The following is a 21,121-nucleotide window of genomic DNA, read 5'->3' as shown; positions in this document are numbered from 1 at the left end:
GCGACCTGGAGCGCGCCCTTCGTCCTCCGCGAGTCGGCGGCGGCGGCGGCGGTCCGGGACGCCCCTTGGTCGAGCCTCTTGCGGAGACCGTGCATGTCGAGGGGCGACGGACCCGGGCAGCCGGACGTGGAACGGCGTCGCGGAGCGCGCGTCCGCCCTCACCCGCACTGATCGACGGACTCGCCGTCTCGGATCTCGCGCAGACCACCGTCGATCCGAACCGACCCGGCGTTCCTCGGGGGCCGCTCGCCCGAGCTCGTGCTTCTCGCCGAGAAGCGCCGGGAAGACCGGATCCGCGCGCGCGGGTCCGCAGCGTCGTCCGCCGGGCTGGCGCGAGGCCTACGACGCCAGCCCGTCCGGCCGACCCGCGCCGGCGTCCGCCGCGTCCAGGGACCCCCGGGCCGTCGAGGGAGCCCGCTGTTCGCGGCGGCCTCGACGGTCAGGATCGCCTCGGTCGGTGAGCGTCAGCTGGGCTGGTACGGCGCGACGACGACCTCGACCCGCTGGAACTCCTTGAGGTCGGAGTAGCCGGTCGTCGCCATCGAGCGGCGCAGGGCGCCGATGAGATTCGCCGTGCCGTCGGCGCCGGTTGCCGGGCCGTAGAGGACCTGCTCGAGGGTGCCGACGGTGCCGACCTCGACGCGGCGGCCGCGCGGCAGCTGCGGGTGGTGCGCCTCCGCGCCCCAGTGCCAGCCCCCGCCGGGAGCGTCGGTCGCGCGGGCCAGCGCCGAGCCGAGCATCACGGCGTCCGCGCCCACCGCGACGGCCTTCACGATGTCGCCGGAGGTGCCGAGGCCGCCGTCCGCGATGACGTGCACGTAGCGTCCGCCCGACTCGTCGAGGTAGTCGCGGCGAGCGCCGGCGACATCGGCGACCGCGGTCGCCATCGGAGCCTGGATGCCGAGCGTCGTGCGGGTGGTGGAGGCGGCACCGCCGCCGAACCCGACGAGGACGCCCGCGGCGCCCGTGCGCATGAGGTGCAGGGCCGCGGTGTAGGTGGAGGCGCCGCCGACGATGACGGGCACGTCGAGCTCGTAGATGAACTTCTTGAGGTTCAGCGGCTCGGTGTCGCGCGAGACGTGCTCGGCCGAGACGGTCGTGCCGCGGATGACGAACACGTCGACCCCGGCGTCGACGACGGTCTGGTACAGCTCCGCGGTCCGCTGGGGCGACAGGGCCCCGGCGACCGTCACGCCCGCGGCGCGGATCTCGGCCAGGCGCGCGGTCACCAGCTCGGGGCGGATCGGAGCGGAGTAGATCTCCTGCATCCGCTGCGTCGCGGTCTCGGCCGGAAGCCGACGGATCTCCTCGAGCAGCGGCTCCGGGTCCTCGTACCGCGTCCACAGACCCTCGAGGTCGAGGACGCCCAGCGCCCCCAGATGCCCGAGCCGGATCGCCGTCGCCGGCGACACCACCGAGTCCATCGGCGCGGCGAGGATCGGCGTCGCGAACTGGTACGCGTCGATCGACCACTTCACCGACACGACCTCGGGGTCGCGCGTCCGGCGGCTCGGGACGACGGCGATGTCGTCGAAGGCGTACGCGCGGCGGGCGCGCTTGGCGCGCCCGATCTCGATCTCCATGACGCAGAGTTTACTGTGGCTCGCTCCTCGCTCCGCTCGTCGCTCGCCCGCGGTCGGCCCGAGCGGGCGGTCGCGTTCCCAAGAGCGTCCCGCGTCCGCGCTACGACGATCCGCTCGCACGCGGATCGCCGGTCACCGCTGAGCGGTATCAGCCGTGGCTCGCTCCTCGCTCCGCTCGCCGCTCGCCCGCGGTCGGCCCGAGCGGGCGGTCGCGTTCCGCAGAGCGTCACGCGTCCGCGCTACGCCGATCCGCTGGAAAGCGGATCGCTTGCTTCCGCTCCCACCGGGCTCCACACCAGGCCGCGATCGACGCGAGCGGGCGCACACCACCAGCAGGTGAAGCCTGCGCGGCCGAGACGACGACTTGCTGGGACACGGGACGCCAGTCCCCACTCCGTCGCGCTCACGCGGTGAGGCACGACCACTCCCCCGCATGCGGAAAGGCGGAGGCCCTCCCCCCGCAGTCGCGGCGGCGCCCCGCGCCGCTCGCGCTGCGTCCCCCGCCCCTCAGCCGAGAATCGGTGCTCGTCTCCCGGAGGGAGGCGGCGGATCGGGATCCCGGCCCCTCCGGCGTGGTGGGCGTATGGGCCGCAGGCCCATCGGGCAGAGGGGCCGCGATCCCGATCCGCCGCCGGCCCCCACCAGACCCCTCAGCGCCGGTAGTTCGGCGCCTCCACCACCATCTGCACATCGTGCGGGTGCGACTCCTTCAGCCCGGCCGCCGTGATGCGCACGAACTTCCCGCGCTCCTTCAGCTCGGGGATGGTGCGCGCTCCGACGTAGAACATCGACTGGCGGAGCCCGCCGGCGAGCTGGTACGCCACGTTCGCGAGCGGGCCGCGGTAGGGCACCTGGCCCTCGATGCCCTCGGCGATCAGCTTGTCGTCGGTGGGCACGTCCGACTGGAAGTAGCGGTCCTTCGAGTAGGAGGTCCGCTCGCCGCGGGTCTGCAGGGCGCCGAGGGAGCCCATGCCGCGGTAGGTCTTGAACTGCTTGCCGTTCTGGAACACGAGGTCGCCGGGGCTCTCCTCGCAGCCCGCGAGGAGCGAGCCGAGCATCACGGTGTCGGCGCCGGCGACGAGCGCCTTGGCGATGTCGCCGGAGTACTGGAGGCCGCCGTCGGCGATCACCGGCACGCCGGACTCGCGCGCGGCGAGGGACGCCTCGTAGACCGCGGTGACCTGCGGGACTCCGACGCCGGCGACGACGCGGGTGGTGCAGATCGAGCCGGGGCCGACGCCGACCTTGATGGCGTCGGCGCCCGCGTCGACGAGGGCCTGCGCCCCGGAGCGGGTCGCGACGTTGCCGCCGATGACGTCGACGCCGGCGAACGCGGAGTCGGACTTCAGGCGGCGGATGATGTCGAGCACGCCGGCGGAGTCGCCGTTGGCGGTGTCGACGACGATCACGTCGACTCCCGCGTCGAGCAGGGCGGTGGCGCGCTGCCAGGCGTCGCCGAAGAAGCCGATCGCGGCGCCGACCCGGAGGCGGCCCTCGTCGTCCTTCGTGGCGTTGGGGTACTGCTCCGACTTGTCGAAGTCCTTGACCGTGATGAGGCCGGCGAGCTTGCCCTGCGCGTCGACGAGCGGCAGCTTCTCGATCTTGTGCTGCGCGAAGAGGGCGATGACCTCGCTGTCGGGGATGCCGACGCGGCCCGTGATCAGGCCGGTGCTGGTCATCACGTCGCGGACGAGCGTGGTCGCCTTCTCGAACGGCGAGACGAAGCGCATGTCGCGGTTGGTGATGATGCCCACGAGCACGCCGGTGGAGTCGACGACGGGGAGGCCGCTGATCCGGTACTGGCCGCAGAGGTCGTCCACCTGGGCGACGGTGGCGTCCGGGGTGGTGGTGACGGGGTTCGAGACCATGCCCGACTCGCTCCGCTTCACCCGGTCGACCTGGTCGGCCTGGTCGGCGATGGAGAGGTTGCGGTGCAGGACGCCGAAGCCGCCCTGGCGGGCCATCGCGATCGCCATGCGCGCCTCGGTGACGGTGTCCATCGCCGCGGAGAGCAGCGGGGTCGCCACGCTGATGCGCTTGGTGAGACGGGAGGCCGTGTCGGCCTCGCTCGGGATGACGTCGGTGTGCCCCGGAAGGAGCATGACGTCGTCGTAGGTGAGTCCGAGGAATCCGAAGGGATCCGGCTGGTCCATCAATGCCCCTTAGCAGGTCGAGTGCGGGAGCCCGGAGAGGACGGGAGGAGTCCGCTCACGAGCGCCACGGTTGTTCGATCTTAAGCGCCGCAGGGCCCGCGGTATTCCTCGACGGCGCGGCCGCCGGGCCGCGGATGGGCGCTGGAGCGCTCTCCTCTCCCTCATAATGTCGTCACGCGTAAGTGCGGACGGTGAAACACCGCCGACACATGCGGAACGTATGGTCAACCAACGTTGTTTGACGACGGCGATTCGGGCGTGCCCGGAGACCCCATCCGTCTGTGCACCCTGACGAGAGGTAGACGTCTTGCTCACAGCCAGCCGTTCGATGCGCCGCCAGCGCTCGACGACCCTGCATCCGACGGACCGGGAGGCGCCCCGTGGATAGGAGACGCCCGAGGCTCCGAGACCGGCTCCTGGCCCTGGGTCTGCTCGCCGCGACCCTCACCGGGATCGCCGCGGCGGCCCCTGCCGCACTCGCCGCCACCACCGCCGACCAGTCGATCATCGCCTGGGTCCGCGTGCAGGGGACGAACGAGAACCTGACGGGGGTGACCGTCGAGATCGGCGGCGACGCCTCCGCGACCGTGACCACCGGCGAGGACGGCCGGGCCACGTTCCCCCTCGACGCCGCGGGCACCTACACGGTGACCGTCGACGAGGAGTCCCTGCCCGCCGACAAGGGCTACCCCGCCGCGGGTCAGAACCCGAAGCAGGTGAAGATCGTCGCCTCGCAGAACCAGATCGTGAACTTCATCGTCTCGACGGCCAACCCGAAGGGCTCCGGAGCGACCGTCCCGGTCCCGACGGACTCCGCGGCTCCGACGAGCCCCGCGACCGAGGGCACGACCGGCAACGACGCGACGAACCCCGACGGCACGTCCAATGCGGTGAACCAGCCGGTGTCGGCCGACACGTTCTGGATCATCTTCTGGCCGAAGGTCGTCACCGGCCTGATCTTCGGGCTCCTGATCGCCCTCGCGGCGATCGGCGCCTCGCTGATCTACGGCGTGACCGGCCTGAACAACTTCGCCCACGGCGAGCTGGTCACCTTCGGCGCGCTGATGGCGTACCTCTTCTCCGGGGTCTTCGGACTCCCGGCGCTGCTGGCCATCCCGATCGCGGTGATCCTCGGCGGGGCCTTCGGCTTCGTCCAGGACGGACTGCTCTGGAAGCCGCTGCGGAAGAAGGGCATCCAGCTCATCCCGCTGATGATCGTGACGATCGGCCTCTCGCTGGCCCTGCGCTACGTGTTCGTCTTCTTCTTCGGAGCCGACCGCCTCTCGCTCCCCAACAGCACCGCTCCGTTCTTCACGGTGCCGGAGCTCGGGATCAGCCTGAAGTTCACCGACATCGTCGGCGCCGTCGTCGGCGTCGTCTGCATCGTCGCCGTGGCCTACGTCCTCACGAAGACGAAGATCGGCAAGGCGATGCGGGCGGTCTCGGACAACCGGGCCCTCGCCTCCGCCTCGGGCATCAACGTTGAGCGCGTCATCCGCGTCGTCTGGGTGATGTCGGGCGCTCTCGCCGCGCTGGCGGGCGTCTACATCGGCTACTACCAGTCGCTGCGCTGGGACACGGGAGCGTCGATCCTGCTGCTGATCTTCGCGGCGATCACGCTCGGCGGACTCGGCTCCGCCTACGGCGCGCTGGTCGGCTCGCTCATCATCGGACTGATGATGAACATCTCGACGATCTGGATCCCGGAGAACCTCAAGTACGTGGCTCCGCTCGTTCTCATGATCATCATCCTCCTGGTCAGGCCGCAGGGAATCCTGGGCCGCAAGGAACGGATCGGCTAGGACACCATGAACCTCAACTTCATCTGGCTGGCGATCGGGCAGATCGTCGATCCCACTGTCGCCGCGTACGCGCTGGCGACCATCGGCCTGGTCATCCACTTCGGATTCACGGGGCTGCTCAACTTCGGACAGGCCGGCTTCATGGCAGTGGGCGGCTACGCCTTCGCCATCACCTCGGTCAAGTTCGAATGGCCCGTCTGGGGCTCCTTCCTCGCGACGATCGTCGCGGCGACCGTCTTCGCGCTCATCCTGGGCATCCCGACGCTGCGGCTGCGGGCCGACTACCTCTCGATCGTCACGATCGCGGCGGCGGAGATCATCCGGCTCTCGGTCAAGACCCCCGAGTTCTCGGCGATCACCGGCGGCTCGGAGGGCATCAACGGCGCGGCGAAGGCGTTCAACGACCTCAACCCGCTCCCCGAGGGCCGCTGGGGCATCGGCGTCCTCACCTACAGCCAGGACCAGTGGTGGGTGCGGATCGTCGGCTGGGGCCTCGTGCTCCTGGCCTGCCTCCTGGTGTTCCTCCTGATGCGCAGCCCCTGGGGCCGCGTCATCAAGGGCATCCGCGAGGACGAGGACGCCGTGCGCTCGCTCGGCAAGAACGTCTTCTCGTACAAGATCCAGGCGCTCATCCTGGGCGGCGTGCTCGGAGGCCTCGCAGGAGCGCTGTTCATCCTCCCCCGCTCGCTCCAGCCCGACAACTACGGCACCCAGCTCACGTTCTTCCTCTACACGATCATGCTGCTGGGCGGCGCCGCGACGGTCTTCGGACCCGTCGTCGGCTCGATCATCTTCTGGGTCGTCCTCGGTCTGACCGACGGACTGCTCACGCTCGGGATCGACACCGGGGTCCTCAACAACGACCTCATCCGCCTCACCACCGTGCAGACCGGACCCATCCGGTTCATCGTGGTGGGGGTAGCCCTCATGCTCCTGGTGATCTTCAGACCCCAGGGGATCTTCGGCAAGAAGAAGGATCTGCACTTTGCCTAAGACGCCGGTCTCGGACATCACCGAGGAAGCAATCGTCCCCGGGGTCAGGAAGAAGGACCCCATCGTCGTCGCCGACAACGTCAGCCGCCGCTTCGGCGGCCTGACCGCGGTCGACGTCGAGCACCTCGAGATCCCCCGCGGATCCATCACCGCCCTGATCGGCCCGAACGGGGCCGGCAAGACCACGTTCTTCAACCTGCTGACGGGCTTCGACAAGCCCAATACCGGCAAGTGGAACTTTAAGGGCAAGAACCTCGCCAACGTCCCGGCCTACCGGGTGTCGCGGATGGGCATGGTGCGCACGTTCCAGCTCACCAAGGCGCTCGGCGGCATGACGGTGCTCGAGAACATGCTGCTCGGCGCGAAGGGGCAGAAGGGCGAGAACATCTTCACCTCGCTCATCCGCCCGCTGTGGTCGAAGGAGGAGGACTCGATCGAGCAGCGCGCGATCCGCCTGCTCGAGAAGTTCAAGCTGGACACGAAGCGGGACGACTACGCGTCGAGCCTGTCGGGCGGCCAGAAGAAGCTGCTCGAGATGGCGCGGGCGCTGATGTCGGAGCCCGAGCTCGTCATGCTCGACGAGCCGATGGCCGGGGTGAACCCGGCGCTGACGCAGTCGCTCCTGGGCCACATCGTGAACCTGAAGGACGAGGGCATGACCGTGCTCTTCGTCGAGCACGACATGCACATGGTCAACACGATCGCCGACTGGGTGATCGTGATGGCCGAGGGCAAGGTCGTCGCCGAGGGCCCGCCCTCGACCGTGATGAACGACCCGGCCGTCATCGACGCGTACCTGGGCGCGCACCACGACACCGACCTGGGCACGATCGAGGGCCAGCTCGAGATCGCCGAGGAGATGGACTCCGACCTCGTCCGCGAGGACGTGGAGCGGCAGGCGGAGCAGGCCGGCATCCCGACGCCCGGCCACGACGCTCCGGCGGCCGGAACGGCGTCCCCGTCGGCCTCCGCGCCGACGAGCGTCGCCCCGACGACCGACGCCCCGGCCGTCGAATTCGAGAAGGACGAGAGATGACCGCCGACACGACGACTCCGAACACCCTCGAGACGCACGATCTGCACGCGGGCTACGTGCCGGGGGTCAACATCCTCAACGGCTCGAACGTCTACGTGAAGCGCGGCGAGCTCGTCGGGATCATCGGCCCGAACGGCGCCGGCAAGTCGACGCTGCTGAAGGCGATGTTCGGCCTGGTCAACATCCGCCAGGGCACCGTCCTGCTGAACGGCGAGGACATCACCGGCCTCAAGGCCGACAAGCTGGTGTCCAAGGGCGTGGGCTTCGTGCCGCAGAACAACAACGTCTTCCCGTCGCTCACCATCGAGGAGAACCTCGAGATGGGCATGTACCAGAAGCCGAAGCTGTACAAGGAGCGGCTCGAGTTCGTCACCGAGCTCTTCCCGGAGCTCAGCAAGCGGCTCAAGCAGCGCTCGGGGTCGCTCTCGGGCGGTGAGCGCCAGATGGTGGCGATGTCGCGGGCTCTGATGATGGACCCGTCGATGCTGCTGCTCGACGAGCCCAGCGCCGGCCTGTCCCCGATGCGGCAGGACGAGACCTTCGTCAACGTGCAGCGGATCAACCGCGCAGGCGTCTCGATCATGATCGTCGAGCAGAACGCGCGGCGGGCGCTGCAGATCTGCGACCGCGGCTACGTCCTCGACCAGGGCCGCGACGCCTACGAGGGCGCGGGCCGGGAGCTGATGAACGATCCGAAGGTCATCGAGCTCTACCTGGGCACGCTCGCGACGACCAACGAGGTCACCACGAGCACCCCGACCGTCGGCGGCTGACCCCCGCTGCGAAGGGCCCGTCGTCTCCGGACGGCGGGCCCTTCGTCGTTGCCGGGGCGCGGAGCGGGCGCGAGCGGGGCCGAGGGGCCGGTGCGGCTCCGGGGCGGAGGCGGGGCCGCTCGCCCAGGGCGCCGGGCGGCTCGGAGACCACTCCGAGCAGGGCGGGAAGGCAGGCGGCTCGGTGCCCGGAGACGCGCCGGCACGGGGTGCCGCAGAAGGGAGGCGGGGGGGCCGCTCTCCCGGCGCGGACAGGCCTTCACCGGTCTCTCCGCGATGCCCGCCGAACCCCCGGGAAGTCGGCGGAACGGCGGGCCGGACCCTCGGTCTCCTGTCCGCGGTACGAGGGCAGGACAGCGAGAGTCTCTCCGCACCAGCGACCCCCACGAGGGGGACAGGATATCGCCCTGCCTGCCGTAGTTTTGGGGACACGGGACAGCCCTGCAGGGGGACGTCCCGCTCCCCTCTCCCCCGGTAGGGACCGCGATCGGTCGCCGATCTCCTCCCCTCCCCGCAGCGTCTCGATCGCCGCGTCGTCCGCCTCGAAGGAGCCGACCATGAAGAGCTACACCCCCGCCCCTGTGGAACTCGGAGCCGGCTTCGGCACCGGTGCGATCGGCGACTACGAGCGCTGGCGCGTCGTCGGCGTCTACGCCCAGGTCGTCATCGCCGAGACCACCGGCGGCAAGCGCCGCAACTACAGCCGTTCCTTCGTCACGTACCGCCTGGCGCAGGAGGCGGAGCTGCTCCGCGCCTCCTAGGTCCTCCGCACTGCGCGAGCGCGCGTCCTCCCTCGGGAGGGCGCGCGCTTCTGCCTTCCCGCTCGACGTCGTCGCTCCCGCCCGCGGTCCGGCAGGGCGCCCTCGAGGCCGGGAGAGGCGCTCGGAGGCGCGTGCAGGCCGTCCGAGCCGCTCCTCCCCGGAGTGGCTCCTCGACGCCACGCGGGGCCCTGGACGCCGCGGAGCCGTCCGCCCGCACCCGACAGCGGTCACCCTCCCGGACGACCGCCGCGCCTCGCTGCGTCCGCACGACCGGCGCGTCTCCTGCTCTGCGCTCCGGGAACGGCGGAGGGGCCCGGTCCGAAGACCGAGCCCCTCAGGGATGCGGCAGGAGCCGCGTCACCGCGTCGTCAGTTCAGCGAACCCTCGACGGTCTCCTCGAAGGAGGTGGTGTTGCCCGTGCCGTACTTGTAGATCGAGACCGAGGCCTCGCTGGTGTCGCCGTTCTCGTCGAACGAGATCGGGCCGGAGAGGCCGTCGTAGTCGACGTCCTCGCCGTCGGCGATGAGCTTCGCGCAGTCGGCGAAGGTCGTGCACTTGGTGCCGCCCTCCGAGACCGACATGAGGTTGTCGCGGATGGTCGCACCGTCCGTCGCCTTGCCCTGGAGCGCGGCGAGAGCGGTCAGGACCGTGGCGTCGTACGACTCCGGCGCATAGCTGAACACGGTCAGCGCGTCGTTGCCCTGCGACTCGACGAGCGACTGCAGCTTGCCCTGGAAGTCCTCGGACGCCTGGACGCCCGGGTTGGTGAACTGCGCGCCGGCGATGTCGACGTTGGTGTCGGACTCGCCGATGACGCCGTAGTTGCCGTCCGTGCCGTAGAGCTTCGAGAAGTCGAAGCCCTTGGCCGAGAGCTGCTCCGCAATGGTCTTGATCTCGTCGAACGAGATGACGACCAGCGCGTCGGGGTTCGGGGCGAGGACCGAGGTCAGCGCCGAGTTGAAGTCGGTCGAGGCCGGCTCGAAGATCTCCTCGGCCGCGACGGATGCTCCGCCCGCCTCGAGGGTCTCCTTGATGTTCTTCTCGAGGCCGGTGCCGTACGCGTCGTTCATGTACAGGATCGAGACGTTGGTCTTGCCGTCGCCGAGGATCTTGTTGCCGAGGATGCGGCCCTGGAGCACGTCCGAGGGAGCGGTGCGCCAGTAGTAGCCGTCGTCGTCGTAGGTCGTGAAGTCCGGCGAGGTGTTGGCCGGCGAGATCTGGACGACGCCCGCCTGGGTCACCTGGTCGATGAAGGTCTTCGAGACGCCCGAGGACGCCGCGCCGATGATGGCGGAGACGTTGTCGGCGATGAGGGACGTGGCCGACTGCGTCGCGATGTCGGTCGTGGTGTCGCCCGAGTCCTTCTGCTCCACGTCGATCGTGATGCCGGCCTTGGCGTCGTTGATGTCGACGACCGCCTGGTCGACGCCCGCGATCTCGGGCGGGCCGAGGACGGCGAGGGTGCCGGTCTGCGGGAGGATCGTGCCGATCTTGAGGGACAGGTCGCCCGAGCCGCTGTCGCCGCCCGATCCGCTGTCGCCGCCGCCGGCGCAGCCGGCGAGGACGAGAGCGCTGGCGCCCAGAATGGCGACGCCGCCGAGGGTTGCCCGGAGGGACCGCGCGCGGGCCGAGCCGGCCTTCGCGTAAACGCCCATGTTGCTCCTTGAGAAGTGTGTGTCAGTGGGAGCGGCGCCGGTGGCAACCGCTCGGCCAACCTAACCTCCGAAGCAGCCGTGAACAATACAGGGGTGTTACCAATACGTTTCGCGACCGGATCGTTACCATTCCGCTGTCGCGCCGCGCCAGGACGACGCGTTCCGCAGATCAGACGGAGGAACGGCGCCGTCTGCGCTCCGCGGCGACGAGGTCGCCTGAGAAGATCGCCAGGGCGGCCCACACCAGAGCGAAGCCGATCCAGCGCTCGAGCGGCATCTCCTCGTGCAGGACGAAGGCCCCGACGAGGAACTGCAGGAACGGCGTCAGGTACTGCACCAAGCCGACGATCGACAGCGGGAGCCGGCGGGCGGCGCCCGCGAACAGGAGCAGCGGGACGGCCGTGACGATGCCGGCCGAGGCGAGGATGAGGGCGTGCCCCGTCCCCTCCGTCGTCAGGGTCAGCCCCACGGTAGAGCCGACAACCGCCAGCTGCACGACGGCGAGCGGCGTCAGCCAGAGCGTCTCGAGCGTCAGCCCGCCGACCGCGTCCACCGTGCCGCCGACGCGGCTCTTCACCAGGCCGTAGAGGCCGAACGAGAAGGCGAGGGCGAGCGAGATCCACGGGAAGGATCCGTAGCCCACCGCGATGACCAGCACCGCGACCGCGCTGACGCCCATCGCGGCCCACTGCAGTGGCCGGAGGCGCTCGCGCAGCACCAGGACGCCCAGCAGCACCGTGACCAGCGGGTTCATGAAGTAGCCCAGGGCCGCCTCGATGACGTGGCCCGTGGTCGTGGCGATCACGTAGACCTGCCAGTTGACGTAGATGAGCACGCCCGCGATCGCCATCACGCCGAGCAGGCGGGGGCGGCGCAGCAGCGCGCCGAAGGAGCGCCAGCCGCGGAGGACCGTGAGCAGGATCACGCAGAAGACGAGCGAGAAGAGCACCCGGAACGCGACGATCTCGAACGGCGAGGCCGGCGCCATCGCGATGAAGTAGAGGGGCATCGCACCCCAGAGCAGGTAGGCCGAGAACGCGAACAGCAGCCCCGTGCCTGACATCCCGCCCGGGCGTCCCGCCGCTCCGAGCGCCTCCACTCCTTCGCCGACGGGCACGTCCGAAGGGGACGGCGAGACGGACTCGGCAGGGGTGCGGGAGCTGGTCACTCCCCCGATGCTACGCAGCCGCGCGGTGGGGAGACGGCCCCGTAGCGGGCGGATCAGGCCACTGGCCGCGAGGAGGACCGGGAACGACGGAAGGGCCCGCCGACCGAGGTCGACGGGCCCTTCCGAGGGATGCTGCCTAGCGGACGACGACCGCGAGGACGTCGCGAGCGGAGAGGACCAGCAGGTCCTCGCCACCGAACTTGACCTCGGTTCCGCCGTACTTGGAGTAGATCACCTTGTCGCCGACGGCGACGTCGAGCGGCACGCGGTTGCCGTTGTCGTCGATGCGACCGGGTCCGACGGCGACGACCTCGCCCTCCTGCGGCTTCTCCTTGGCGGTATCGGGGATGACGAGACCGGAAGCGGTCACCTGCTCCGCCTCGACCTGCTTGATGACGATGCGATCTTCGAGCGGCTTGATGGACACCGACACGGTTGACCTCTTTCTTGACGACGATGTGGGCGGAACGCGGTTCTGGCACACACGCTCCGAGAGTGCTAGATCCATCGTAGGGGCTCCGCTGGCACTCGTGCAATCAGAGTGCCAAGCGGGGCGGCGGACCCGCCGGGAGGCCGTGGCCTACCATGGCCGGATGCGACGCGACGAGCTGGTCGAGCTCCTCTCCCCCGAGGGCCTCCGGCTCCTCGACTCCCTCGACGGCTACCGGTCCGACGACCTGGTGCGGGCCGTGGCACGCCTCCGGGCCGCCGGCCACTACCCCGTCCTCGTCGCCGCGGTGCTCACCCAGGCGAGGCTCCGGCAGAAGGCGGAGGCGAAGTTCGGAGAGTTCGCCCGCTCGATGCTCTTCACGGACGCGGGACTCGAGCAGGCGACGCGGCTGCGCGTCGCCGCCCTGCACGCCGGCCGGTTCGCCGCGGCGGGAGCGGCGCGCGTCGCCGACCTCGGCAGCGGGATCGGCGGCGACGCCCTCGCGATGGCCGCGATCGACCTGGCGGTCACCGCCGTCGAGGCCGACGAGGTCACCGCGACCCTGGCCAGCTTCAACCTCGCCCCGTTCCCCGCGGCGAGCGCCGTGCACTCGACGGCCGAGGCCTTCGACCTCGACGGCTTCGACGCCGTCTACCTGGACCCGGCACGCCGCACGGCGGGCCACCGCGAGACCCGCCGGCTCGACGATCCGGACGACTACTCCCCCTCGCTCGACTTCGCGTTCGGCCTGGCCGAGCATCGTCCCGTGGGCGTGAAGGTGGGTCCCGGCTTCGACCGCGAGCGCCTGCCGCGGGACGCCGAGGCGCAGTGGGTCTCGGTCGACGGGGAGCTGGTCGAGACCGGGCTCTGGTTCGGTTCTCTGGCACGCCCGGGCGTGCGCCGCTCCGCTCTGCTGCTCGGCGCGACCGGCTCCTCCGAGCTCACCGCGGCGGGCGACAGCGAGGACGAGGAGGTCGGCCCCCTCGGCGCGTTCGTGCACGAGCCGGACGGCTCCGCGATCCGCGCGCGCCTCCTGGGCGAGCTCGCGCGCTCCAGCGGCTCGCGGATGCTCTCGCCCGGCATCGCCTACCTGACCGGCGACCATGCGGCCGCCTCGCCCTTCCTCCGCAGCTTCCGAGTCCTCGCCGAGCTGCCGCTGGACGAGCGCACGCTGGCGAAAGAGCTGCGCACCCGCGGCATCGGCGTGCTCGAGATCAAGAAGCGCGGGGTGGACGTCGACCCCGCCCGCTTCCGCAAGCGGCTGGGCCTCTCCGGCACCGGCAGCGCGGTGCTGATCCTGACGCGGATCGCCGGGCGCCACCGCGCGCTGCTCGCGGAGCGCGTCGAGCGGCCCGCGCCGGCTCAGTAGCCGGAGGTGCCGGCGGCGAGGGCCACCACGACGAAGACGAGGAAGACCGCCAGGTAGATCAGCGAGACGGCGATGCCGGCGAACCCGGTGATGATCGCGGTCAGCGCGAAGCCGCGTGCGGCCGGCTCGCGCCGGCGTCCGAGGAAGCCGAGCACGACGGCTGGAGCCGACAGCAGGAAGCCGAAGCCGGCGGCGAAGAGCGTGATGACCAGGCCGACGATGCCGAGGATCATCCCGACGAGGCTCAGCGTGCGCGGGACGACGGGCGCCGGTGCGGCCGCGTAGGCGGCGGGGTGGCCGGGCGCGGAGGAGTACGCAGGCGCCGAGGGGTACGCCGGCGGGGGCGGCGGCGACCCGTAGGTCGGCGGCGCGGAGTCGGCGAGCGGCACCGACGGCTGCGACGCGGCCGAGGGCGGAGCGGGCGGAGCCGGGGGGACGGGCGGGGCCGGCGGGACCGGGACGGAGCCGTGCTGCTCGTCGGAGCCGGGGCCGGGACGGGTGCTGTCGTCGCTCATGGCGCGAGTCTAGCCAGCACCCGGGCGGCGGCGGAGGGGTTCCGTCCGCTCACGCGGGCAGATACCCGCCGTCGCGCAGGTCGCCGACGAAGGCCGTCCAGGCGAGGTAGGCGATCACCGCGAGGACGATCGCGAGGTAGCCCAGCACGAAGCCGGCGACCGCGAGACCGCGGCCGCGCTGTCCGGAGCGTCGGGCCTGGGCGAAGCCGATGTGGCCGAGGACGATGGCGGCGGGCGCCAGCCCCAGCAGTCCGCACACCAGAGCCGCGACCGCGAGCGGGTTCATCGGCGGGCGGCGGGGCGGGAGCCCGGGGTAGGGATCGGCGGCGGCCGTCGGCGGCGGGTAGGCCGCCGACGGCTCGCCGAGCGGAGGGGCGAACGGCGCGGGCGCCGGTCCGGTCTGCGGTCCGGGCGCGGTGTCGTCGGTCACGGTGTCCTCCTGGTGGTGCGGGCGCCCCCGAGCCTCGGAGGCGTGTCGATCAGTACCCGGTCGAGGGCATGGTCGCCGCGATCGAGAAGAGCGCGACGAACGAGATGATGGTGATGATGATCGCGACGAAGCCGATGATGACGGCGGCGAGGGCGAGGCCGCGGCCCTTCTCCCCCGTGCGCTTGATCTGCGACAGGGCGATGAAGCCCAGCACGATGCCCACGATGGAGACGAAGAACGAGGCGATGAAGCCGATGATCGCCAGGATGTTGTAGCGGTCGGACGCGGGCGTGTACGGAGTGGTCATGGAATCCCCCAGGGTCAGGAACGAGCGGATGCGGCCAAGAGTGGCAGTGGCACGATCCGCCTGTCAAAAAGCTGGACGGCGCTTGCGCGGCCCGGCCGCCGCCCGGTAGAGGCCTCAGCGGACCTGGATCTCGGTGACCGGGAGGGTCGAGTCGGCCCCGAAGCCGAGCCCCGACGGCGGATGCCCCGCCTCGATCAGCTGCGCCGCCAGTGCGGCGATCATCGCGCCGTTGTCGGTGCAGAGCGAGAGCGCCGGGATCCGCAGGGTCACTCCCGCGGCCGCGCACCGCTCCTCCGCAAGCGCGCGCACCCGGGCGTTCGCGACCACGCCGCCCCCGAGCAGGAGGCGCGGCACGCCCCGGTCGCGGCAGGCGGCGAGCGCCTTCGTGAGCAGGACGTCGGCGACCGCCTCGCGGAAGCTCGCCGCGACGTCGGCCACGGGCACCTCCTCCCCCGCGTCCTGGCGCTTCTCGACCCAGCGGGCGACCGCGGTCTTCAGCCCCGAGAACGAGAAGTCGTAGCGGTGGCGCTCGAGGTCCTTCGGCAGGCTGAGCCCGCGGGGGAAGCGGATCGCCTTCGGGTCCCCGTCCGCCGCCACCCGGTCGATCTGCGGTCCGCCCGGATAGGGCAGGCCCAGGACTCGCGCCACCTTGTCGAAGGCCTCGCCGGCGGCGTCGTCGATGGTTTCGCCGAGCAGCTCGACGTCCGACACCAGATCGCGCACGTGCAGGAGCGAGGTGTGCCCGCCCGAGACCAGCAGCGCGATCGTCGGCACCTCGACGGGGCTGCCCTCGCTGCCGTCTGCACGGAGGACGTCGGCTCCCACGTGGCCGACGAGGTGGTTCACGGCGTAGAGCGGCAGGCCGAGCGAGACGGCGAGCGCCTTCGCCGCTCCGACGCCGACCATGAGGGCGCCCGAGAGCCCCGGTCCGCTGGTGACCGCGATCGCGTCCAGGTCGCCGAGCGCGACACCGGCCTCGGAGAGCGCCGCGTGCAGGGCGGGCTCGAGCGCCTCCAGGTGCGCCCGGGCGGCCACCTCGGGCACGACGCCGCCGTAGCGGGCGTGCTCCTCCATCGAGGAGGCGATGGTGTTCGAGAGAAGCGTCGTGCCGCGGACGATGCCGATCCCCGTCTCGTCGCAGCTGGTCTCGATGCCGAGGACGAGGGGTCCGGTGCTCACGGGGTCTCCTGGGTCGGGGTCGGCGGCCGGCGCATCACGATCGCGTCCACTCCGTCGGGCTGGTAGTAGGCGGGGCGGACGCCGATCTCCTCGAAGCCCTCCGAGCGGTAGAGGGTCTGCGCGGCGGGGTTGTCGGCGCGGACCTCGAGGAAGACCTCGCGGGCGCCGCGCTCGCGGGCCGCCTCGAGGAGCGCGCGCAGCAGTCGGCGGCCGAGGCCGGTGCGGCGGACCCGGGCGACGACCGCGATCGTCTGCACGTCGCCCTCGTGGGCGCCGACGGGGCAGAGGAGCCCGGCGTAGCCGACCACCTCGCCGTCCTGCTCGGCGACCAGGTACCGGGTGTGACGGCTCCGGATCTCCTCCGCCATCATCCCGCGCGACCAGGCGTCGCCGGCGAACTCGGACTCCTCGATCGCCATGACGGCGTCGAGGTCGTCCGCCTGCGCGTCGCGGAGCACGGCCTCGCTCATGCGGTCACCCGCTTGGGGCCGGCGGACAGCGTGACGTCGGGCGAGCGGAGGTAGAGGGGCTCGTCCGCGGCACCGGGCCGACCGGCCGCGCGCAGGCGGGCGGCCACGACTCCGAGCTCGCCGGCGGAGACAGACTCGGCCTCCAGGCGCGGGAGCTCCGGATGCGGGAGGGCCGGCGGCTTGTCCAGGCCCGGGCCGGCGAGGCGGACGGGGAGCCCCTGATCGTCGAGCCCGTCGTAGGCGCTCCAGTACAGCTCTCGGCGGCGGGCGTCGGTGACGACGAGGAAGCCCGCGGCGCGCCCGTGCCGCAGCGCGGCGAGCGCGATCGCGTCGTGCGAGACCACGGGGAGGGTGCGGACGCCGCGGCCGAGCGCGAAGGCCCGGGCGGCGGCGATCCCGACTCGGAGGCCGGTGAAGGGGCCGGGGCCCATGCCCACGGCGACCGCCTCGATGCCCCCGGGAGCCACGTCGGCCGCCTCGAGCGCCTCCTGGATCAGCCGGCCGACCACCTCCGCGTGGCGCATGGTGTCGGTCTCGGTGCGCTCCGAGCGCACGGCGCCCGCGGAGTCGACGACGGCGACGGAGGTTCCGGAGGAGGTGTCGATCGCGAGGAGCACGCGTCCAGGGTACCCGCGGGCTCAGCTCCAGCCGGTGCCGCGGAAGCGGACGGTCCGCGGCTCGATCGGCTCCTCGCCCTCCTCGGCGTCGGAGCCGGCGGTCGGCCGCTCGATGACCACGTCGAGCCAGGACTCCGCGACGCCGTCCAGCATCCCGGCCCCCCACTCCACGACGACCACCGAGCGCGCCGGATCGAGGTCGAGGTCGTCGAGCTCGACCGGCGAGCCCACGCGGTAGGCGTCGACGTGCACGAGCGGCGGCCCGTCGTGCAGCGGCGGATGCGTCCGCGCGATCACGAAGGTGGGGCTCGTCACGGGACCCCGCACGTCGAGGCCCTCGCCGAGCCCGCGCGTGAAGGTCGTCTTGCCCGCGCCGAGCGGCCCGGTCAGCACCAGCAGGTCGCCGGCGCGCAGCACTCGGCCGAGCTCGCGGCCGAGCTCCGCCATGGCCTCCGGATCGGCGACCTCGACGACGCGGTCCGCGAACCAGGAGCGCTCAGGCACGGCCGTCCGCCGCGCTCAGCAGCCGCCGCTGGACCCGCGGCCCGAGCCGGGTGACCAGCTCGTAGTTGATGGTGCCGCACCACCGCGCCCACTCGTCGACCGAGGGGACGCCGGTCGTCGGGTCGCCCCAGAGCGTCACCGGGTCGCCCGTCGCGACGCTCGCATCCCCCACGTCGACGACGAACTGATCCATCGCGACCCGCCCGGCGATCCGGTGGCGGCGGCCGCCGATCGAGACCTCCGCGACGCCGGAGGCGCTCCGCGGGATGCCGTCCGCGTAGCCGAACGGCACGAGCGCGAGGGTCGTCCCGCCCTCGGCCCGCCAGGTGTAGTCGTAGCTCACGCCGGTCCCGTGGGGCACCCGGCGGACGCCGGCGACGCGGCCCTGCAGCGTCATCGCCGGGACAAGCCCGAGCTGGAGCGAGGTCTCGTCCTCGAACGGCGAGAGTCCGTAGAGGGCGATGCCGCTGCGCACCATGTCGAGGCGTGTCTCCGGGAGGCGCAGCGCCGCCGCCGTCGCCGCGAGGTGCAGGACCGGCACCTGCACCCCGTGCGCGGCCAGCACGGCCTCGGCGCGGCGGAGGAGCGCGAGCTGGGCGAGGTCGTCCTCGCGCGAGGTGTTGGACAGGTGCGAGAAGAGCCCGGTGAGGTGGACGGTGCCGCGAGCGCTGTGACGGGCGAGCGACTCCGCCAGGTGCGGCCACTCCTCCTCCGCGGCGCCGTTGCGGCTGAGGCCCGTGTCGACCTTGAGCTGCACGGCCGCGCGCACGCCGCGGTCCTCCGCCGACTGCGCGAGCGTGTCGAGCTGGTCGGCCGAGGAGACGGCGACGTCGATCGAGTGCTCGAGCGCCGCGTCGAAGTCCTCGCCGGGGTCGTGCAGCCAGCAGAGGATCGGAGCGACGACGCCTGCCTCGCGCAGGGCCACGGCCTCCCGCAGCTCCGCGGTGCCGAGGGCGTCCGCGCCGCCGTCGAGCGCCGCCTGCGCCGCGGCCAGGGCGCCGTGCCCGTAGCCGTTGGCCTTGACGACGGCCATCAGCCGTCGGGCACCGGTGAGCTCGCGCAGACGCGCGGCGTTCGCCGCCATCGCGTCGACGTCGATCACCGCCTCGCGGTACGACGCGGGGACGCTCACGACTCTGCCACCACGAACGCGCAGGCCACGCCCGCGTCGTGCGTCATCGAGAGGTGCACGCGCGTGATCCCGCGCGCTTCCGCGGCCGCCCGGGCCGGGCCGTGCAGCGCGAAGGACGGATTCCCGTGCTCGTCCCGCTCGACGACCATGTCGTGCCAGCGGGCGCCCACGGAGTCGCCGAGCGCCTTGATCAGCGCCTCCTTGGCGGCGAAGCGGCCCGCCAGCGAGGCGACCGGGAGCGAGCGTTCGCTCTCGGCGAACAGCCGGTCGCGGAGCCGGGGCGTGCGCGTCAGCGAGCGCTCGAAGCGCGCGAGGTCCACGACGTCCACCCCGATCCCCACGATCACGGCTCGATCACTCGACCGTGACCGACTTGGCGAGATTGCGCGGCTGGTCGACGTCGAGGCCCTTGGCGGCGGCGAGCTCCATCGCGAACATCTGCAGCGGGGTGACGGCGAGCAGCGGCTCGAACAGCGGGTCGGCGAGCGGGATCGGCACGACCTCGTCGGCGATCTGGATCGCGGCCGTATCGCCCTGCTCCGCGATCGCGATGACGCGGGCGCCGCGGGCCTTGATCTCCTGGATGTTCGAGATCACCTTGCGCTGCAGCTCGTACGACTCGCTCGGGCTCGGCACGATCACGAAGACGACCTGGCCAGGCTCGATCAGTGCGATCGGGCCGTGCTTGAGCTCGCCCGCCGCGAAGCCCTCGGCGTGGATGTAGGCGAGCTCCTTGAGCTTCAGCGCGCCCTCGAGCGCCACCGGGTAGCCGACGTGGCGGCCGAGGAACAGCACCGCGCGGGTGTCGGCCATCCAGCCGGCCAGCTGGGCGATGTCGTCGGAGGCGTCGAGCACGCGGGAGAGCTTCTCCGGGATCGCGGCGAGCTGGGCCGCCTGCGAGGCGACGAGCTCGGTGGAGGCGGCACCGCGCACCGCGGCCAGGTGCAGCCCGAAGAGGTAGAGCGCCGCGATCTGGGCGACGAAGGCCTTGGTCGAGGCGACCGCCACCTCCGGGCCCGCGTGCGTGTAGAGCACGGCGTCCGACTCGCGTGGGATCGTCGCGCCCTGGGTGTTGCAGACCGAGAGCGTCTTGGCGCCGTGCTCGCGGGCGTACTTGACCGCCATCAGCGTGTCCATCGTCTCACCGGACTGGCTGATCGAGACGACGAGGGTGCGCGGGGTGAGCACCGGGTCGCGGTAGCGGAACTCGTGGCTGAGCTCGACCTCGACGGGGACGCGCGCCCATTTCTCGATCGCGTACTTGGCGACCATGCCCGAGTAGGCGGCCGTGCCGCAGGCGATGATCGTGATTCGGTCGATCTCCGTCAGCACCGGACCGAGCGCGTCGAGCTCGGGCAGCGTGATCGCGCCCTCGTGGATGCGGCCGCGGAGCGTGTTCGCGACGGCCTCGGGGCCCTCGGTGATCTCCTTCGCCATGAAGCTCGACCAGCCGCCCTTCTCGGACGCCGACGCGTCCCAGGCGATCTCGAACGGCTCGGTCTCGACGGGGTTGCCGAAGAAGTCGGTCACCGTGACGAGCTCCGGGGTGATCGTGACGATCTGGTCCTGGCCGATGGCGACCGCGCGGCGGGTGAACTCGACGAACGCCGCGACGTCGGAGCCGAGGAAGTTCTCCCCGTCGCCCAGGCCGATCACGAGCGGCGAGTTGCGGCGCGCGCCGACGACCACGCCGGGCTGGTCCTGGTGCAGGGCGAGCAGAGTGAACGCGCCCTCGAGGTGCGCGACGACGGCCTGGAAGGCGAGCACGAGGTCGCCGGTGCGGCGGTACTCGCGGGCGATCAGGTGCGCGGCGACCTCGGTGTCGGTCTCGCTCTCGAAGACGGCGCCCTCGGCGAGCAGCTGCTCCTTGAGCGGCTGGAAGTTCTCGATGATGCCGTTGTGGATGACGGCGAGCCTGCCCTCGTCCGCGAGGTGGGGGTGGGCGTTGCGGTCGGTCGGGCCGCCGTGCGTCGCCCAGCGGGTGTGGCCGATGCCCGTGGTGCCCTCGGCCAGCGGGTGCGCCTCGAGGTCGTCGACCAGGACGCTGAGCTTGCCCGAGCGCTTGCGGCTGTCGAGCTGCCCGTCGGCGTCGATCACGGCCACGCCGGCCGAGTCGTAGCCGCGGTACTCCAGACGCTTCAGGCCCCCGAGCAGCACGGCCAGGCTGTCGCGCTCACCGACGTATCCAACGATTCCACACATGCGCTCGATTCTAAGCGGCGCGGAGGCGCCTCCCGCGGCGTCGGG

At 71.8% G+C, this 21,121-nt stretch carries 21 protein-coding genes; 6 read left to right on the top strand and 15 right to left on the bottom strand.

Going from position 1 to position 21,121, the window contains the following annotated elements; translation table 11 throughout:
- Positions 1-464: 464 nt before the first annotated feature.
- Positions 465-1,583: a GuaB3 family IMP dehydrogenase-related protein gene (locus C5D04_RS08375; RefSeq protein WP_104224734.1), complete on the bottom strand. Its 1,119-nt coding sequence runs from the start codon at positions 1,581-1,583 to the stop codon at positions 465-467.
- Between the two features lie 650 nt (positions 1,584-2,233).
- Entirely contained in the window at positions 2,234-3,736 is a 1,503-nt protein-coding gene (guaB, locus tag C5D04_RS08370) for an IMP dehydrogenase (RefSeq protein WP_104256107.1), read from the bottom strand.
- Positions 3,737-4,116: 380 nt separating this feature from the next.
- Between guaB and C5D04_RS08365 the strand changes: the two genes are divergently transcribed.
- The 5 genes from C5D04_RS08365 to C5D04_RS08345 all read left to right on the top strand — a co-directional run bounded on the left by C5D04_RS08365 (position 4,117) and on the right by C5D04_RS08345 (position 9,098).
- Entirely contained in the window at positions 4,117-5,538 is a 1,422-nt protein-coding gene (locus tag C5D04_RS08365; protein WP_104224732.1) for a branched-chain amino acid ABC transporter permease, read from the top strand.
- 6 nt (positions 5,539-5,544) lie between these two features.
- Entirely contained in the window at positions 5,545-6,531 is a 987-nt protein-coding gene (locus tag C5D04_RS08360; protein WP_104224731.1) for a branched-chain amino acid ABC transporter permease, read from the top strand.
- A complete protein-coding gene (locus tag C5D04_RS08355; RefSeq protein WP_104251056.1) occupies positions 6,524-7,567 on the top strand; it encodes an ABC transporter ATP-binding protein in 1,044 nt (347 codons plus the stop codon). The genes C5D04_RS08360 and C5D04_RS08355 overlap by 8 nt, the downstream gene beginning before the upstream one ends.
- A complete protein-coding gene (locus C5D04_RS08350) occupies positions 7,564-8,340 on the top strand; it encodes an ABC transporter ATP-binding protein (RefSeq protein WP_104224729.1) in 777 nt (258 codons plus the stop codon). Before C5D04_RS08355 ends, C5D04_RS08350 begins: the two co-directional genes overlap by 4 nt.
- Positions 8,341-8,894: 554 nt before the next feature.
- Positions 8,895-9,098, top strand: a complete 204-nt coding sequence (locus C5D04_RS08345; RefSeq protein WP_104234164.1) for a hypothetical protein — start codon at positions 8,895-8,897, stop codon at positions 9,096-9,098.
- Positions 9,099-9,466: 368 nt separating this feature from the next.
- On the opposite strand, the gene C5D04_RS08340 is transcribed toward C5D04_RS08345, so the two are convergent.
- The 3 genes from C5D04_RS08340 to groES all read right to left on the bottom strand — a co-directional run bounded on the left by C5D04_RS08340 (position 9,467) and on the right by groES (position 12,354).
- Complete coding sequence (locus tag C5D04_RS08340) at positions 9,467-10,753, bottom strand: ABC transporter substrate-binding protein (protein WP_104238457.1); 1,287 nt, start codon at positions 10,751-10,753, stop codon at positions 9,467-9,469.
- 169 nt (positions 10,754-10,922) lie between these two features.
- Positions 10,923-11,816: an EamA family transporter RarD gene (rarD, locus tag C5D04_RS08335; RefSeq protein WP_104347565.1), complete on the bottom strand. Its 894-nt coding sequence runs from the start codon at positions 11,814-11,816 to the stop codon at positions 10,923-10,925.
- Positions 11,817-12,057: 241 nt separating this feature from the next.
- On the bottom strand, positions 12,058-12,354 hold the full coding sequence (gene groES / locus C5D04_RS08330; protein ID WP_097167691.1) for a co-chaperone GroES: 297 nt from the start codon (positions 12,352-12,354) through the stop codon (positions 12,058-12,060).
- A gap of 160 nt (positions 12,355-12,514) precedes the next feature.
- Between groES and C5D04_RS08325 the strand changes: the two genes are divergently transcribed.
- Entirely contained in the window at positions 12,515-13,720 is a 1,206-nt protein-coding gene (locus tag C5D04_RS08325) for an SAM-dependent methyltransferase (protein WP_104347564.1), read from the top strand.
- Here the strand turns inward: C5D04_RS08325 and C5D04_RS08320 are convergent.
- The 10 genes from C5D04_RS08320 to glmS all read right to left on the bottom strand — a co-directional run bounded on the left by C5D04_RS08320 (position 13,714) and on the right by glmS (position 21,076).
- Positions 13,714-14,235 (bottom strand): DUF4190 domain-containing protein, encoded by a 522-nt coding sequence (locus tag C5D04_RS08320; protein WP_258068869.1) that lies wholly within the window; start codon positions 14,233-14,235, stop codon positions 13,714-13,716. The two genes, C5D04_RS08325 and C5D04_RS08320, sit on opposite strands and share 7 nt — an antisense overlap.
- Positions 14,236-14,284: 49 nt before the next feature.
- A complete protein-coding gene (locus C5D04_RS08315; RefSeq protein WP_104234159.1) occupies positions 14,285-14,665 on the bottom strand; it encodes a DUF4190 domain-containing protein in 381 nt (126 codons plus the stop codon).
- A 49-nt stretch (positions 14,666-14,714) separates the two neighbouring features.
- Positions 14,715-14,972 (bottom strand): DUF4190 domain-containing protein, encoded by a 258-nt coding sequence (locus C5D04_RS08310; RefSeq protein ID WP_104225014.1) that lies wholly within the window; start codon positions 14,970-14,972, stop codon positions 14,715-14,717.
- A 114-nt stretch (positions 14,973-15,086) separates the two neighbouring features.
- Positions 15,087-16,151 (bottom strand): tRNA (adenosine(37)-N6)-threonylcarbamoyltransferase complex transferase subunit TsaD, encoded by a 1,065-nt coding sequence (gene tsaD / locus C5D04_RS08305; RefSeq protein WP_104225013.1) that lies wholly within the window; start codon positions 16,149-16,151, stop codon positions 15,087-15,089.
- The gene (gene rimI, locus C5D04_RS08300) at positions 16,148-16,621 is read right to left on the bottom strand and encodes a ribosomal protein S18-alanine N-acetyltransferase (RefSeq protein WP_104314880.1); all 474 of its coding nucleotides are present in this window, start codon (positions 16,619-16,621) and stop codon (positions 16,148-16,150) included. The genes tsaD and rimI overlap by 4 nt, the downstream gene beginning before the upstream one ends.
- Positions 16,618-17,238 (bottom strand): tRNA (adenosine(37)-N6)-threonylcarbamoyltransferase complex dimerization subunit type 1 TsaB, encoded by a 621-nt coding sequence (gene tsaB / locus C5D04_RS08295; protein WP_104347563.1) that lies wholly within the window; start codon positions 17,236-17,238, stop codon positions 16,618-16,620. Before tsaB ends, rimI begins: the two co-directional genes overlap by 4 nt.
- Before the next feature lie 21 nt (positions 17,239-17,259).
- Positions 17,260-17,685, bottom strand: coding sequence for a tRNA (adenosine(37)-N6)-threonylcarbamoyltransferase complex ATPase subunit type 1 TsaE (gene tsaE, locus C5D04_RS08290; protein ID WP_104225016.1), 426 nt, complete (start codon positions 17,683-17,685; stop codon positions 17,260-17,262).
- Between the two features lie 49 nt (positions 17,686-17,734).
- Entirely contained in the window at positions 17,735-18,874 is a 1,140-nt protein-coding gene (alr, locus tag C5D04_RS08285; protein ID WP_104347562.1) for an alanine racemase, read from the bottom strand.
- Positions 18,871-19,221, bottom strand: coding sequence for a holo-ACP synthase (locus C5D04_RS08280; protein WP_104225009.1), 351 nt, complete (start codon positions 19,219-19,221; stop codon positions 18,871-18,873). Before C5D04_RS08280 ends, alr begins: the two co-directional genes overlap by 4 nt.
- A 7-nt stretch (positions 19,222-19,228) precedes the next feature.
- The gene (gene glmS, locus C5D04_RS08275; RefSeq protein ID WP_104227413.1) at positions 19,229-21,076 is read right to left on the bottom strand and encodes a glutamine--fructose-6-phosphate transaminase (isomerizing); all 1,848 of its coding nucleotides are present in this window, start codon (positions 21,074-21,076) and stop codon (positions 19,229-19,231) included.
- Positions 21,077-21,121: the final 45 nt, after the last annotated feature.

The sequence above is a fragment of the Rathayibacter sp. AY1D2 genome (assembly GCF_002932695.1).
GTDB lineage: Bacteria > Actinomycetota > Actinomycetes > Actinomycetales > Microbacteriaceae > Rathayibacter.
This window is presented reverse-complemented; position numbering and strand designations above follow the sequence as displayed.

Bases quoted from the DNA above. Each gene is read 5' to 3' on its own strand.
- C5D04_RS08375 (WP_104224734.1), bottom strand. From the start codon at position 1,583: ATGGAGATCGAGATCGGGCGCGCCAAGCGCGCCCGCCGCGCGTACGCC.
- tsaE (WP_104225016.1), bottom strand. From the start codon at position 17,685: ATGGCGGAGCTCGGCCGCGAGCTCGGCCGAGTGCTGCGCGCCGGCGAC.
- C5D04_RS08350 (WP_104224729.1), top strand. From the start codon at position 7,564: ATGACCGCCGACACGACGACTCCGAACACCCTCGAGACGCACGATCTG.
- C5D04_RS08325 (WP_104347564.1), top strand. From the start codon at position 12,515: ATGCGACGCGACGAGCTGGTCGAGCTCCTCTCCCCCGAGGGCCTCCGG.
- glmS (WP_104227413.1), bottom strand. From the start codon at position 21,076: ATGTGTGGAATCGTTGGATACGTCGGTGAGCGCGACAGCCTGGCCGTG.
- guaB (WP_104256107.1), bottom strand. From the start codon at position 3,736: ATGGACCAGCCGGATCCCTTCGGATTCCTCGGACTCACCTACGACGAC.
- rarD (WP_104347565.1), bottom strand. From the start codon at position 11,816: ATGTCAGGCACGGGGCTGCTGTTCGCGTTCTCGGCCTACCTGCTCTGG.
- C5D04_RS08360 (WP_104224731.1), top strand. From the start codon at position 5,545: ATGAACCTCAACTTCATCTGGCTGGCGATCGGGCAGATCGTCGATCCC.
- C5D04_RS08340 (WP_104238457.1), bottom strand. From the start codon at position 10,753: ATGGGCGTTTACGCGAAGGCCGGCTCGGCCCGCGCGCGGTCCCTCCGG.
- C5D04_RS08310 (WP_104225014.1), bottom strand. From the start codon at position 14,972: ATGACCACTCCGTACACGCCCGCGTCCGACCGCTACAACATCCTGGCG.
- C5D04_RS08320 (WP_258068869.1), bottom strand. From the start codon at position 14,235: ATGAGCGACGACAGCACCCGTCCCGGCCCCGGCTCCGACGAGCAGCAC.
- rimI (WP_104314880.1), bottom strand. From the start codon at position 16,621: ATGAGCGAGGCCGTGCTCCGCGACGCGCAGGCGGACGACCTCGACGCC.
- C5D04_RS08345 (WP_104234164.1), top strand. From the start codon at position 8,895: ATGAAGAGCTACACCCCCGCCCCTGTGGAACTCGGAGCCGGCTTCGGC.